A 15,463-nucleotide genomic window follows, 5' to 3' on the forward strand; every position below is an offset into this window, starting at 1 on the left:
TAAGGACAACTAAAACGCTTTTTTGTTACACCATCAAAACCAATGAGCCAAGTAAAACAAATACTGCGGATGCATAAGCATAGTAGGAAAAAAGTCCATTGCCAAGACTTATCGAAAGGGTATTAGAAATGTACAGGCAGGAACGCTCGCCATAGAAGCCTTGCCACATTTTGAGAAACCGATACTGGAAGGGAGACACAGCCACTTGGTAATCCGGCCTACAAAAACTAGCGTTAAGAGCATCTTAAGACGCAGCTTGAATACTACAGCAAAAAACTTAAAATAAGAAGGTGTTACTCAGCAGTGCACTAGGAGAGTAAAAAATGTGTAATCTCCATTCTTATAGCTATGGCCAGTTCTGCTGATACCTCCAGCAATACGTATTTATTTAACGGAAAGGCATCCATTGCCCAGAATAAGGTGGAATGAATTATAGGTGTTTTATGAATAAGCAGCTAAGTTTATATATAACCACTCTCTCTCGCTTTCTCTAATAATGCTTTATTTCCTTCACCACTTACTCCAAAAATTTCTTTCAGCTTTTTCTTTCTATCTTCTACAGCACGTAAAGATAAATTTACAAATTTGGTAAGATCTTTAGTTTTGGTGCCTAATGAGAGCTGGTAAAGTATTATCCTATCGGTTTCGTCTATAGAAAACTGGTGAGCAACTTCAGAACGGAGTAATCTAGAAATTTTTTGCCCATAGTATGGTGGTGCAGTGATGACTTTTTCCAGGCATCTTGATAATTCCTTAGAAGTGGTCTCGCCCTTCAAAAGAAAGCCATCAGGATTAATATTTGATAATATGTTGTGAAGTCGGAACGAATCTTCCAAAACAGTTAATATTACAACTTTAATTTTGGGAAATTGTGTTTTAATTTTTACTCCTAAATCTTCGCCAGAAAGTATTATACTATTTTCCTGGACAGGAAAATTTATATCGAGAAAAACAATGTGGTAGTTCTTATTTTTAATTTTCCCCCAAGCGATATCACAATTGTCAGCCGTATCAATTGAAAGTTCTACGTTATCTAATTCTAACTGGGATAAAACATTCTTGTATCCCTCTAAGATCATATGGTGATCATCAATCAATAAAATATTTATGCTGTTTAACTCTTCCATATTTTTTCTATTTCTCATTTTTTATATTTATTGTAATCTTAATGAGAGTACCTTGTGGGCCCGATTTTATTGAAAAATGTCCATCAATATTGAGGCTACGATCTTTCATGTTTTTTAAACCAATACCTGTTTTGGATTCATCGCTATTAAATCCTACTCCATTATCCCGAATATGAAGAATTATTTTCTTCTTGTTTTTTCGAATTTCAATTTTTGCTTTAGTGGCTTTTGAATGTCTATGGATATTGTTAATGGCTTCCTGGATAATTCGATATATATTAATTTTGATATCATTTCCTATATCTTCCCAGAAAATGGAATTTTCCATTTGCAGTTGAAAATCTACTCCCTGATGTTGATTTTTTATAAGTTCTTCTAATACAGTTTTAAAATCGACATCAACTATAGAATTTTTGTTGAGTTTATGAGAGATCAACCTGATTTCTTCCGCTATTTTTTGTATTTCTTCAATATAATGAAATCTTTTTTTCTTACTCTCGACCTCATCTCGCTCATTTAAAGAATCTAGACTTAACCTTACTCCAAAAAGCTTTCCTAAAATTCCATCGTGTAATTCTCTTGAAATATGCTGCTTTTCTTTTTCCCGGCCTTCTTCAAAATACTTTTGTTGTGCCAATATTAAATTATAAATTTCCTGATTGGCACTTTCCTTTTGTCTTATAAGCTTATTCTTTGATCTTTGATCTTTAATGATGTATAGTAATATAAAAATCAGTAGTATTCCTAAGGTTATTAATGAGATCCGAAATATCCGCTGATTTAGCCTTTCAGTTTCAGAAATATATTCATTTGTTTCAAAGTGTATTCTTGCGAATTTGTTTCTTACAGATCTTTCATGCTTTTGAAGACTATCGCTAATATTTAAAACTTTTCTTGTGTAAAATAAAGAGCTATCTTTTTTTACGTGAGAAAGAAAAATTAATGAATTAATTAAATCTCTGGTATTGCTGGTTTGCATGCTTAATTCTTTCGCTTGAGAGGCATAATGAATAGCAGAAATGGTATCAGAATTTTTAATAAAATATTCGGCAAGGTGAAGCTGATTTATAACTATTCCAGGTATGAAGCGGTGCTTCTTGCGTATTTGAAGAGATTTTTGTAGTTGTTCCAGTATTTCCTTTTTTTCTCCCGCTCTTAATCGGTTATAAGCCTGATTGTCCAATAACATAGCGTAAAGTTCTGGATCAACATTGGCTAAATCCTTTCTGTAATTTAAGGCTTTATTATAATAGTCATTTGCTTTATCAAATTGCTTTTTGTTGTGCAAGACCACTCCAATATTATTCCAAATGGAAGGAAATTTATCTGCTCTTTCGGATTTTTCTAAATAATTTTGAGCTTCTTCATAATAATTTAATGCTTTATCAAATTCCTCTAACTCATTAAAGACAATTCCTAAATTATTGTAGGCGCTGTAAAGTTGTTTGTTCTTGTGTAAGGGCTTTAGCAAAGTGATAGCATTGGTTGTAGTTACTTCACTACCGGTGTAATCTTTTATATTTTTTTGAATCATCGCCATATTTAGCAGTAATCTACCCGAATTGAATTCATTGCCGACAAGAGCATATAGTTTTTGGGCGTTATTATAATAAAAATATGCACTATCTTCTATATTAGTTGTATGGTAGTAATTGCCGAGATCCCAATATGCCATGGCTAAGCTTAGAGAGTCATTTGAGTCAGCAGAAAGTTTTCTTACTTTTTTATTTATGGTTAAAAAAGCTACAGAGTCTCTTAGTTTTAAAAATTGGTAAGAAATTTCTAATAAGTTTTTATTCCTTATATCATCTTCTTGTTCGTTGGCTAAATTATAAGCATCTTGTAGAATTTCCTGCTTTTCTTGAAGTTTGAGGCTGGATTTAGACACTTGATCCAATTTCTGATTTATCAATTTAGAGTAATCATTCTTTGAAGATGAATAATCTTTGTTACAAGAAATTAGAACTAATAATTCCAGTAAGAGAAGTAATTTAGCTATCTTCAAATTATACAGATTTAATAATAGCAAACCTATCCAAAAAGGATTAGGTTTGCTATTTCATTGGTTTTAATCTTCATGTGGGTTCTCTACTTCATAATCCTGGTCTCCTGTATCAGCTGAAATGTTTTTATGAATTGAGGTTGTAGTTTCTGGTAACTCCTCGGGTTCACAGGAATAAGCAACAAGGACTATAAGAGTTAAACTTAATAAATTTTTAAAAGTTTTCATGTCATATTAGGTTAAATTAAACAATAGTGTAGAGGCCCGAAGGCCATAAAATGGCTCAGTGTTTAATCATGCATGATTGAGTTGGACATGAAAGTCCAATTCTTAAGAAGCTTCTCTCTTAAACCGTGTTAAAAGTATCTTAAGGAGATGAAGAAAACCTTTTCTTTTTGTTCCATTTAGTAGTGTGCCAGTTTCTATTAGGTAATGACGAATATTTATTAGTTACTGAAGATTTCTCTCAGCTCATAAAATGTCTTTTAGAAGTTTTTGAGGAATATCTAATGGTTCTAATTGAATGAAATTGCCTTCTGTTCCAATAGTTCTTCTAATGAATGAAGATTATGTCGGTAAGACTTAGAAAAAGGTAAACTAACTTTATTTTGATTTAAATAACATTTTAATTTACCAAAATTGATTCTGGAGATATAGTGTTTGTTTACGATATAACTATGGTGGATCCTTAAAAAATTATCAGGCAAAACCATTTCAAAAGATTTAAGGGTTTTAAAGGCACTCACTTTTTTATCATTCCGTAATATGAAGTCTGTTGCATTATTGTCTGCCTGCAAAAATAATATTTCATCGACGGATAGGAGGGTGTAATCCTTATACGATTTTAAACATAAGGTATTGTCTAAAAATGGTTTTTGCTCTTTTACCAGTTGCAAAATAATTTTACGAATTTCCAGTTCTTTCCCTGGTTTAAGAATATAATCGTAAAACTTGTTTTTTAATGCCATATATGCTTTAGATGTGTCAATTGACAAGGCTACATATAGTGGTTTTTTTTGAATATAGGTGTCAATTTCGCTGCAGTAAGAAAAGACATCACTATACTTTCTATCGGGGTTTGCATCAATATCTATAAAAACAATATCCGGACTATTTTTTAAAATAGCATTCATTCCTTCTTCGTAATCATCGTTGACACCTGAGCAATAAAATTCTGGAAACTCTTCAAATATTTCACAAAGATTACAAGAGGTACAGCTATCATTATTCAGTATGTAGTAGGATTTCAGCAAGTTATAATTTTGATCAAAATTATAGAAGAACTCACAGCTTCCTGATTGGTTTTCCCACATGATTTATGTGGTAATACCACGAAAATTCTGGAAATAAAACGTGGTTTTCCCGTATTTCATTTGTGGGAAAAGTGTATCCTTTTCTTAGTTTTTTATAATAATTTTTATCTAATAATAATTTCTGAACATATCAGATATTTAAATCTCTCAAAATGAAAAAAAACTATTTCCTGTTGTTGGTGGTTATTGCATTTTATGCTTGTTCAAAAGAAGAGTATAATTCAGTTGAAGATGAAAAATTAGTTCCAGAATATTCTGTAGAAAATGTAATGTTCAAAAACAAAAAAATGCCCTCTTCATTAAAAAATATTTTTTCTAAAATTGAAGAAGGGAGGAATGAGATTTTTAATGATAGTATTTTGTATCTTGAAGAATATGATGTTGAGGTGGTATTAACTTCTTCTTTTAATGTTTCGAAAGGCAGCTATGATTCATATACTTTTCCTACTATTCAAAGATTAGACGAGCCAATTAAAAACTTATTATTTTCTAAAAATAAAAATGGTGATTATGATGCATATTTAGTTGAATATGGGTATTCAAAGAATGATCTCACTGAACTAGATTTTGAAGAAATTCCCAAGAAATTTAAAATAACTCCTCTTCAGCTAGATTTAACTGCTCTCACTAAACAACCTATTTCATATTTTTTCTGTACATATGAATATTTTTGGACTCCAGATCAAGGGCAACTTGTAGGAGTAGGTAATACAGAGTTAGGAAGATGGGTTTTAATTGCCAGGCAGTGTTTTACTATTACTTATGAAAATAATGGTACGGTTGGCTTTACGATAGATTACGAGGAAGGTACAGCAAATTACTCTACAGGTTCTATAGGAGTTGCAACTATCCCTATGGATCCGGTTATAACTCCATTTGATGATGAAGAAATGGCAAGAATGGAATATGTTGCAGGGATACTCGGTTTAAATAATGTTCAAAAAAGTTGGTTTAAAACACACGTGCAATCTTTGGCGGTAGTAAATTTTTTGGAAGAAAATGCGTTTTCCGCAGAAGCCGTTGCCTTTGGGAAGAAAGCTACATTAGCTCTTATTCACGGAGATTATGTTGATTTTTCATATCAAGTAATATTAAGTGAGTCTTTTAAAAATAACAGTTGTCTTAATGGAGTTTATCAAGACATGGGAAATGCTTCAGCATTTAATACCTATCTTAACAATTTTGACGGAGATATGTCTGTGGCGAATTTAACTTTTGATTCTTCACCAACTTTACCTGTTAACATCAATGCAGAAACAAGTGCTCCTGAAAATTATATGATAACAATAACATTTAATGAGAATAATCTAACTAGACCTCGATTATCTGTGGCGCGAACATTGATACATGAAATTATACATGCTGAAATGTTTAGGAAACTTCTTTCTGTATGGCAACACCCAAGTCTTGATGGAATTACTTATACAGATATAGTAGCAATGAAGGAAGACTATCCAGGTTTAGTTGATTACTACACCAGGTGGAAAAATAATGTTCCTCAAGGAATGGATGCTACAAGTGCTCAACATCAAGCTATGGCTCAACATTACCGCAATGTGATAATCAATAGCTTAAAAGAATTTGATGATTCATATTCTGATGATGTATACGAAGCTCTGTCGTGGGTGGGGTTGAAAAATTCTATTGCTTGGAATAACTTATCTCAAGCACAAAAAAATAGTATAAATAGTACCTTATATAATTTTGAAAATAATAATCAAAATTGTCAGTGAAATGATTGGAAAAATTTTTTTTATGTGCACTGTGACTATCTTTTTTATTTCAAAAAGCTGGTCACAGGATAACGGTAAACTTTGCGTTTGTTTTGATCAATCGAAGTATATGGATGTACGGCTGCGATCTGATTCTACATATACTGATTTTAAAGTAGTTAAAGAAGGATTTGAATCTAAAATAAAAAGAGCTCGAACTACGGAGAAATCAAAAAATAATTTTCTTGAAGCAGATCCGGAATTTTATCTGCACTTTTATTCTGTTGAGAAGCCAGATGTAATAGAATCCGTAGTTGGTTTATGCCAAGAATTAGTAGAGTTAAATAAATTCAGAAAAAGTAACTATAAAAAACCTTCAAATACTTTTAGTAATACCTTTATTTTTTTGAAAAAGTTGCCTGGCGATCGCTATTTAAAATGGGAGGTTATGTTGGAACCAGAAGAATAATCTAATTTATACTGTTTCGGTAGTGATATGAAGAAGATTTCTTACTTTCCCACATATTTTTCTAGGGTTAGTAATGTCATTCAACAACATCAGGATAGCAATGACATCCATGGACCTCAAGTTCCATCTTGAGCAACTACAATCTTATCTTACGCCCACTTTACGATTTCTTTACTGCTGATGCCAATCACGATGCTTAAAAACAAAAAAAAGCACGGGATAAAAGAGAAATTTACCTGAAAACAGGTAATGTCAAAAGAAAAAATTAACAGCTGATGTGGAGCTGGCTCTTGTTCAAACCAAATTCAACCTTATTTTAGAATTTGCATGGGGTTGGTTTAATAATGTGGAAAATTTTGGTATGGATTAATGACTTTGTTTACAATAGAACCAAACACTTCTTTTTTCGTTTCAAAATGCCATCTAGAAAATCGTTTCATGTCACCTTAGAGGAAAAAATAGAAAAACCGTCTTATTTTACAAAAGTGAGACGGCTTCTCCTTTTTATTACCATTAACTTATTAATACAGATAATTTAAAGCTACTTCATCATAGTAGCCAAAATTGCCATCTTCATTTGCACTAAAGCATGCAAGCATTATAGAATTGGAATCATACCCTGTAGGCGTGCCCGGAATGTGCACTGCGCCATCAGAACCTGCAGATTCCCCTGACTGGCCACAACTCTGCCTGCTATACCAGTCAGTATGTCTTAATCCAACGGAATGACCAATTTCATGGGTTAATACATGTTCATTAGTGGCTGTGCTATAGCTTTCCATTCCAGAGAAGATCTGAACATATTTGTAAGGATTTCCGTTTGCAGGAAAACCGGCTACACCTCCTGCTTCACCATTCGAATTTTGGTAAACTACAATATCATATGGTTGATAATTGGTACCGAAAGTTAATGTAAAATTAATTCCTATATTAAGAGAATTATAATTAGTTATTGCTCTTTGTAAAGCAGATTTTTGCTTATCCGTTAAGCCCTGGCTGGAATTTGCAGTAAAACCAATAACATTAATAGTCTTGGGGCTGCTGACCAAATTATAGGTTCTGTATTGTTTACTTGTAATATCCTGGGCACTCATATTATTTAATTGTGAAGTACTCATAAGGATATCTCCTTCAAGAAGTATAGCCTCTTCAATAGAACCATCCGGTAATAAAAAATCTGTGACCTTTGCTCCTTTGTCATTGAAGTGCAACCTGGTGATATTATCCAAATTCTCTTTGGATAATTTTTCTTCCTGAGAGGAAATTGCATTTACAGGTGATTCAGCGGCTATAGTCTCGTCTTCCTTTTGGCATGAAGTAAAGACAACTGCTGCTGTCAAAATTGATAGTAAAAGTTTTTGTCGTTTCATAAGTAGGTTTTTAAGTTTATAACCATAAAACTATCCTTTAAAAAGTTATTCAAAGAATTTTTATCCACATAAAAATTGCGGTTTTCCCGCAGCTTTGTTGTCGTAGTAGGTGAAGTGGCACCCTTGCAGAAACCTAATTGTCCTTTTTATTAGGAAAAAAACGTGGTTTTACCACAGAATTTCCGTGGTTTTTGAATAGAATGGGGAGATTGCTAAAATCTATATTTACGCCAGTTACGAATAAAGGTAATCGCATATTATTCCTTTCTTTTTCTTAAGAAAGTTGAAAAATAATCACTTTTATTCATGACTATCACAATACACGCGTGTACAAGGAGTTACTCGAAAATCCTAAAAAGAGTAGAGGTTAAATCCAAATTAATTTTTTATGAAAAAAGTGTTAATTTTAGCAGCTATTGGAATATTTTCTTTCCCTTCCTTTGCAGGAAGTAAAATAGTTAAAAATGCTTCTAATTTAAAAGAGGCTGATTTTGCAGTTTATTGTGATGGTGTTTATGCTGGACAAGCCAGTACCGTTCAAGAAGCACTAGATATGTGCAATTAGTAATCTACATTCTTAAATAAGTGCAGCATGTTAAAAGCCATGTTGCACTTTATTTTTATTAGTTATAACTTTTTAATTATGAAACAATTTTGCATTTTGTTGTTCTTCAGCCTAATGAATTTTACGCTTCAGGCTCAAAAAGGTATTGCTTATTATGGCCAGATAAAAAGTCCTGGTATGAGAAGTGCCTCTGGTCCAGATTTAAACGCTTATCTAGTTTTTAATCAGGAACATTCTTATTACGTGACCGCAAAAGACTCATTAGAAAAAGACTTATATGATAATCAATCTATTTTTAAAGGCAATAATGAACAACAAGTAGCTTATAATGGAGGAAAAACCACCAGATATGGGCAACAGGTTTACTATAATAGGGACAAGGATAGTTTGTGGTGGAGCCAACGCTTTCGTGGCAATATATATATAGCGGAGGAAAGACCGATAATCGAATGGAAATTACAATCTGAAACAAAAGAAATTGGAAATTTCAAAGCACATAAAGCTATTGGGAATTTTAGAGGACGTACTTATACCGCATGGTACACTTTGCAAATTCCTCTTCCATATGGCCCCTGGAAGCTGCAAGGATTGCCGGGATTAATCTTAGAAGCCTATGACCAAAAGAAAGAAATGTACCTGTATTTTAAAAATGTGGAATACCCGACTACGAATGAAGCTCCTATTTCTCAAGTAAGAAGGCCAGGCGGAGACCCTGATGGCTGGCAAACAATCCAGGATTTTGAAAAAATGGAGCGAAAGAGCCTGGTTAAAGCTTATAATAGCATGGTTCTAAGGGCGGAAAAAAAAGGAACTGAAAAACCAAAAAAACCTGTTTTTCAAGAAATATATATAGAATCTTTTGAATGAGAAGATTGCCATGGGCATGCCTGTCTTTTTTTCTTTTTATAATGAATATGAATGGACAGACTGCTATTCAAGGTTTTGTTCAGGATCAGGGTGGAAGTCCAATCGAAAAAGCTAGTGTGATTGTCTATAATTCGAGCCAGAGTATCCTTACTTATAGCTATACGGATGAAGAAGGAGGATTTTTGCTGACAATAAAAGATGAGGATATTAATAATAATCTTCTTATCGTTGCCGCTAACAGTTTAGGTTTTCAAGAACAACAGGATAGCTTGCAGCTCGTGCAGGGTAAAAATGATTATTCGGTGATCTTTACATTATCAGAAAAAGCAGAACAACTAAAAGAAGTGGTTCTGGAATCTACCAAAAAAATTTCCGCCAATGGAAATATAACTACTATACAAGCAGGAGCTTTTACAAATAATACAGAACACACTGTTGAAGATGTACTAAAAAAATTGCCTGGAATTGAAGTTCTGGATGATGGAGCCATTAAAGCACATGGAAAATTTATAAATAAATTATTGATCGACGGAGAGGACCTTTTTGCTAATGATTACCAGATTTTATCCAGAAACCTGGATGCAAAAACATTAGATGAAATACAAATTATTGATAAGTTTGAAGATAATCCTGTGCTGGCGAAAGTATTAGATTCTGATAAAGTTGCATTAAACCTAAATCTCAAGGAAAAATTTAAGAATATTTGGTTTGGGAATGTTACCGCAGGATTAGGAACGGAAGAACGAGTAAAAGCAGCTGCTAATATTGGGCTTTTACGAAAACAAATTAAGTTTTTCTATTTCGGAGATTATAATAATCTGGGCAACAAAGCCTCTGATCAACTCACAGGCTCACCCTCTTCGGTCAATATCACTTCAGCTTACCAGGAGCAGGAAATTGAACCCGAAATAAATCCTGTATTTTCCATTCCGATGAATGAAAATAATTTTTTTCGGGAAGGCCAAAGTACTTTTAATAAAGCCCTTTTGAATTCTCTTGGATTCGTTACTAAGCTTACACAAAATATTGAGTTACGTGGTACGGGCTCTTTTACAAATGATATTCAAAATCAACTTTTTTCTTCGGAAACTTTTTTCAATGTTCAGGAAGATCCGGTGATTTTTTATGAGAACAGCGACAGCCATCATACTAACACTATAGGTTCGGGAGAATTAGAAATTAAATATACCGGAGGAGAAAAATCATATTTGAAAAATTTATTTGTTTACCAAAATCAACCGGAAGAGTATAATAATAATTTGCTATTCAATAATATTGACATAGCTCAAAATTTAGTCAAGAAAGAATCTTCTTTTTACAACCATTTTAATTATAGCTATGTATTAAGCAAAAACAACGTATGGCATAATTACATCTATTTTGGACAGAACGAAGTCGAGCAGAATGCTGTTATTCGATCTCCTGTTTTGAACTCTCTATTTTCTTCACCTGAAGACTCCAGAATTGATCATTCTTCTGATGACAAACTTAACGTCTTTGGGTTTACTTCTAATCTCTTCTCCAAGTTTGGGGAATTTGAACATAGATTGGAAGTAGGTTATGAGTCTCTAGCGGAGGATCGCAGGAACAATTTTATCCTTAATACTCAGGAAAATACTCTAGAAGTAGACAGTTTGAGAAACGATCTACAATTTGAACGGCAGAGATTGAACCTGAATACACGGTTAAACTATTCCTTTTCCGATAAAGTAGAATTGGCAATTGGATTTTCATTGGATCATTTAAAAATAAAAAATGGCAGGGATAATAAGGAAGAATGGTTTTTTAATCCTGAGGTAGATCTAGATTTACGAAAAATGAAAATAGGCCGATTTCAATTCAGTTATGAAAACACCTGTAATTTCCCAGAATCAATTTTTTTCCTAGAAAATTATCAATTAAAAAATTATAGATCTGTCGTACAAGGTACTGAAAAGATTTATCTGCCAAAAAGAGACGTGTACGGTTTTTCATATAAATGGGCTAACGAATTGGAATCCCAGGCGTTTACCTTACGTCTTAAATATGATGATACCAACGGAAGATATTCGACGGCCAATCAAATAAGCCAAGACTTTATTTTATCTTCTTACCGTTTCGTCAATGCAGGAGATAGAATTTCGGGGAACATTGATTTCACCTCTTATTTTGCAAAACTTAAGCTTTCCACTAATCTCAGAACCACACAAAATTGGTTTGCAATGCCACTAAAGGCTAATTCGGCGGATTTTAGCATCTTAAAAAACTATTCGGCCTCTTATCTCTTTTCAGGAACGACCTACTTTGATTTGCCTGTAAATTTTGGTTTTAAAATAAACTTAAGCCACAGTAAATCCCAATTCAACGGTGTAATGTCAAAAACTTACCAGAATAATGCAGCAGTAGAAATTAATTATGAGGTATCCAATGAATGGTTCGCTTCTTTAAATAATGATCTATATCAAATGGAGAATAATAGGAGCTACTTTTTAGGTTCCACAATTAGCTACCAACCAAAAGAATCTAATTTTTCCTATAGGCTAAAAATGAATAACCTCACAGGGGAAAATGAATTCAGCACTATTTTCATCGATGATTATGCAATGTATAAGTCTAGTGTAAAACTTCTTCCTAGGTTTTTTCTATTTACACTAAAATATAGATTTTAGAAAGATGAAGAACAAAAAAGAAGAAGGAGGAGTGGTTAGAAAATTAAGCTATATTTCAGCACATGGATATTACAGGGGTTGGAGCATATCAAATTTTGAATTTTCTAATTGAATATCTGACTAAATAAAAATGTTAAAGAAAATTGTAGCACATATTTCTACTTTTATAATATTGATTTTTCTTACTATTTATTTTTTATTAGCGACAATCAATTCAGCTGTTAGCAAAAAATACGAAGTTTTTAATCCTTCAGAAACCTATTATTACTCCACGTTAAAAACTCAAGCTGAGAAAACTGATTATATTAATAAAGTTGAGCACAATAATTTTGTAATCAAAGGAAAAGTATATATCTACTTTATTTTAACCATTTTAAGCTTCCTTGCTGGATTTGTAATTCTATATCATAGAAATAGAACCTCAAGAAGAAAAAATATCATTAATTAATGTTTATTCAAACGCACAGTTTACAACAACGGTAACCGTTGCACAAGCCATTAATTTTCAAAAACCCAGATTAAAATAAGCTACTTTAAGCGGTTTTTCTTGTAGAGATTAGGATAGCTGTGACAAAATTCAGGTTCCTTAAAAGTGGACTTAGGAGCTTCTGCAGTGAGTTTTTGTATGGAAAGAGTAAGGCAGACTGTGCTGCCCCGGATTTTACTCTTTTTGCGGTATGTTTCAGGTACTTCTTCAGATTATAAGCGACTGCTGCCAGGTGCATGCATTTATTGGCCTGCCGGATTCCAATGGTATTGACCTTGCGCAGCCCCAGGAATTCCTTTAAAGTGCCAAAGACGGGTTCTACAGTACTTTGTCGCTTGCCTTTCATATAACGGCCACGCCTGCTGTTCACCCTTTTGATATTGCGCTCATATTCTTCACGGTAGGCAGTGATGGTAATTCGCTTCTCATGGCTTTTCCCGATGCAGCTTTGTTTTAATGGGCAGCCTTTGCAATCGCTTCGCCGGGTAAAATAATCATCTACCAAAGAGCCCTTTCGTACCCATTGCTTGCGATAGGTCACTTTCTTTCCCTGCGGGCATAGCCAATAGTTCTCTTCTTTGATATATTTAAATCCTTCAGGGCCTCCTTTGTAAGTGCCGTGGGGAGGAATATAACTTTTGATCCCTTTGTTTTCAAGATAAGCGTAGTTTTCTCCGCTACTGTAGCCGGCATCTGCCAGTACATTCTCCCAGATCATTCCCTCCCTGCGAAGGCGTCGGTTTAACCTCCGGGTGGCATCCTGCAAATACCGATTATCTTTTTTATCTGCCAGGTAAGCCTGCACATCGGTAATAATATGCCTGCCAGTGTCCACAGCAATATTGCACAGATAATTGAGCTTGCGGGCCTTGCCCGGCTTGACACTTATCTTTGCATCGGGATCTGTAGGACTGTAATGCGTTTTGTTACTGGTGTACCTGCTGCCTTTGTTTTTGGCTCCCGGACGCATGTCCTGATCTTTGCTCCATTTCTTGTTCCTGCTTTTTATTTCCTGAAGCTCCTTTTTGCTGGCCGTAATTTTCTGTTGTTGCTTTGGAGCCTTGTTTTCTTTGGCTTTTCGGTCCCGGCTGCTTTGCACCCTCACTTTGGAAAGATGCTCTTCCAGTTCTTCGGCCGGAACTTTGATCTCCAGGCTGTCCATCGAGGCATTGGCCTTTACGGGAGCAGAGTCAATGGCCTGGGTATGGCCGCTTACCAGCCCGGCTTCAATGCACAGCTTTAATACTCTGGTAAAGACTTCCTCAAAAATATCATCGGGGAAAAGCTGGCGGGTACGGCTAATGGTACTGTGCCAGGGCAATTCCTCATCCACATCATAACCCATAAAATAAAGAATGTCCAACCGCATGGCACAGTGGTTCATCACTCCACGGTCGGTGGTGATGTTTTCCAGATAACCCACCAGGCAGATCTTGAAAAAGACCACCGGATCAATACTTTTCTGGCCGCTCTCTCCATAAAACTTTTGAGTAAGGGGATAAAGAAACTCCAGGTTCAGGGCTTCTTTTAAACGTCTGTAAAAATTTTCTTCTGGGATCCGGTCACTTAACCGGAAGGAAGTGAAGAGTTTTTCCTGATAATTTTTCTTGCCTTGCATGTAGTAAATTAGCACTTTTAGCTAACTTGTGCAACAGGCACAACGGTTATCGCAAATGCCGGGTTTTGCCAAAAAGAACTAACTTAGTTTCCATAACAAACCAAAGCGTTAAGCCGACAAATCCGCTTCCATAACTCCGCGGCACTTGTCGTTAACCGCAACAGTTGTATGCAATTTTGAGAAAATACTAACTATAACATAAATTTTATGATCGAATTCCACGAAGATTCCAATGCACTTCAAATCCATTATTACTTAAGTGACAAATCTCATTCAATGAATGCTTACACTTTAAATAAAGCAGAGAATGAGCTTTTAAAAATTATCGGGGAAGTATCTAAAATATTAGATATACAAGTTGTAACTGAGGCTTATGCTTTAGAAGAAGGTGGAATAAAGGAAATATACAAGTTCGTTCTAAAGCATAAAAAACAAGCAAAATATATAGGTGCGTTTTTAGCGGGAATTTCAGCAACTATAATTTCAGATGTAGTTGGGAATTCTATAAAAACTGACGCTGAGTTGGAAATGCTGAAAAAGGAAGAACTCAGGTTGTCAATAGAGAAATTAAAAAGAGAATTAGAAGATAGTGATCCAGAAAATACGCAAGCTAATACTTTAATAATTGAGAACTTATCAATTGTACTTGCTGAAACCAATAAGGTAAAAATATCTAAATCTAACTTTTACAATACACTACTAAATGAAGAAAAAATTAGTAAAGTTTCAACACAAGAATTGGACAGGAATTTAGAACCAATTGGGCAAGAGAAAATTGTCCCTAGAGCAGACTTTAATAAATTTATAATTGAAGAAGCTGAGATAGAAGATGAGTTTTTGGAACAAGTCGAGTTAGAAATTGTTTCTCCGGTTCTAAGAAGAAATAGATCAAAATGGAAGGCTATCTATAATGACAACTCATTCAGTTTTACAATGAAAGATAATTATTTCCAAGAATTGGTGATAACTAGAAATCTAAGTTTTTCAAATGGAACTAGTATAATTTGTGATCTGGAAACTAGTCAGAAATTAGATATGGAAGGAGAAATAATTCCTGGAGCTAAAAGAGTTTATAATGTATCAGCAATAATTTACAAAGATGGAACTAGATATGATGTAGAATAAAAACTGCATACAATAAAGAACTGAGCTAACATCCAAGTAAATTATCCCATTTTTGATACAAAATGCTCATCATAGGGTAGTCCTGATTTTAATGAAGAGATAAACCAAAAGCTGAAAGAAACCGCGCAGGCACTTTATAAACATTGGTTTATTGATTTTG

Annotated in this window: 13 protein-coding genes; 7 read left to right on the forward strand and 6 right to left on the reverse strand. The window is 34.0% G+C overall.

Annotation, left to right across the window (positions count from 1 at the left end):
• Nucleotides 1-461: 461 nt before the first annotated feature.
• From RM553_RS01955 to RM553_RS01970, 4 genes are all read right to left on the reverse strand, one after another.
• Entirely contained in the window at nt 462-1,145 is a 684-nt protein-coding gene (locus RM553_RS01955) for a response regulator (RefSeq protein WP_311533293.1), read from the reverse strand.
• Nucleotides 1,135-3,132 (reverse strand): tetratricopeptide repeat-containing sensor histidine kinase, encoded by a 1,998-nt coding sequence (locus tag RM553_RS01960; RefSeq protein ID WP_311533294.1) that lies wholly within the window; start codon nt 3,130-3,132, stop codon nt 1,135-1,137. The genes RM553_RS01955 and RM553_RS01960 overlap by 11 nt, the downstream gene beginning before the upstream one ends.
• Nucleotides 3,133-3,195: 63 nt before the next feature.
• On the reverse strand, nt 3,196-3,357 hold the full coding sequence (locus RM553_RS01965) for a hypothetical protein (protein WP_311533295.1): 162 nt from the start codon (nt 3,355-3,357) through the stop codon (nt 3,196-3,198).
• Nucleotides 3,358-3,644: 287 nt separating this feature from the next.
• Nucleotides 3,645-4,442: a LytR/AlgR family response regulator transcription factor gene (locus tag RM553_RS01970; protein WP_311533296.1), complete on the reverse strand. Its 798-nt coding sequence runs from the start codon at nt 4,440-4,442 to the stop codon at nt 3,645-3,647.
• 152 nt (nt 4,443-4,594) lie between these two features.
• On the opposite strand from RM553_RS01970, the gene RM553_RS01975 reads away from it, so the two are divergent.
• Both RM553_RS01975 and RM553_RS01980 read left to right on the forward strand, forming a co-directional pair.
• A complete protein-coding gene (locus RM553_RS01975) occupies nt 4,595-6,175 on the forward strand; it encodes a hypothetical protein (RefSeq protein ID WP_311533297.1) in 1,581 nt (526 codons plus the stop codon).
• A 1-nt stretch (nt 6,176) separates the two neighbouring features.
• A complete protein-coding gene (locus RM553_RS01980; protein WP_311533298.1) occupies nt 6,177-6,623 on the forward strand; it encodes a hypothetical protein in 447 nt (148 codons plus the stop codon).
• 521 nt (nt 6,624-7,144) lie between these two features.
• On the opposite strand, the gene RM553_RS01985 is transcribed toward RM553_RS01980, so the two are convergent.
• Nucleotides 7,145-7,993: a M57 family metalloprotease gene (locus RM553_RS01985; protein ID WP_311533299.1), complete on the reverse strand. Its 849-nt coding sequence runs from the start codon at nt 7,991-7,993 to the stop codon at nt 7,145-7,147.
• Nucleotides 7,994-8,381: 388 nt separating this feature from the next.
• On the opposite strand from RM553_RS01985, the gene RM553_RS01990 reads away from it, so the two are divergent.
• The 4 genes from RM553_RS01990 to RM553_RS02005 all read left to right on the forward strand — a co-directional run bounded on the left by RM553_RS01990 (nt 8,382) and on the right by RM553_RS02005 (nt 12,521).
• Complete coding sequence (locus RM553_RS01990; protein ID WP_311533300.1) at nt 8,382-8,558, forward strand: hypothetical protein; 177 nt, start codon at nt 8,382-8,384, stop codon at nt 8,556-8,558.
• Nucleotides 8,559-8,585: 27 nt separating this feature from the next.
• Complete coding sequence (locus tag RM553_RS01995) at nt 8,586-9,425, forward strand: GLPGLI family protein (protein ID WP_311533301.1); 840 nt, start codon at nt 8,586-8,588, stop codon at nt 9,423-9,425.
• A 47-nt stretch (nt 9,426-9,472) separates the two neighbouring features.
• Entirely contained in the window at nt 9,473-12,073 is a 2,601-nt protein-coding gene (locus tag RM553_RS02000) for a carboxypeptidase-like regulatory domain-containing protein (protein WP_311533302.1), read from the forward strand.
• A 130-nt stretch (nt 12,074-12,203) separates the two neighbouring features.
• Nucleotides 12,204-12,521: a hypothetical protein gene (locus tag RM553_RS02005; RefSeq protein ID WP_311533303.1), complete on the forward strand. Its 318-nt coding sequence runs from the start codon at nt 12,204-12,206 to the stop codon at nt 12,519-12,521.
• An 85-nt stretch (nt 12,522-12,606) separates the two neighbouring features.
• Here RM553_RS02005 and RM553_RS02010 read toward each other — a convergent pair whose 3' ends face one another.
• The gene (locus RM553_RS02010) at nt 12,607-14,178 is read right to left on the reverse strand and encodes an IS1182 family transposase (RefSeq protein ID WP_311533304.1); all 1,572 of its coding nucleotides are present in this window, start codon (nt 14,176-14,178) and stop codon (nt 12,607-12,609) included.
• Nucleotides 14,179-14,385: 207 nt separating this feature from the next.
• On the opposite strand from RM553_RS02010, the gene RM553_RS02015 reads away from it, so the two are divergent.
• Nucleotides 14,386-15,303, forward strand: a complete 918-nt coding sequence (locus RM553_RS02015) for a hypothetical protein (RefSeq protein WP_311533305.1) — start codon at nt 14,386-14,388, stop codon at nt 15,301-15,303.
• The last annotated feature ends 160 nt before the right edge of the window (nt 15,304-15,463 follow it).

It is taken from the genome of Autumnicola tepida (genome assembly GCF_031846485.1).
GTDB classification, from domain to species: domain Bacteria; phylum Bacteroidota; class Bacteroidia; order Flavobacteriales; family Flavobacteriaceae; genus Autumnicola; species Autumnicola tepida.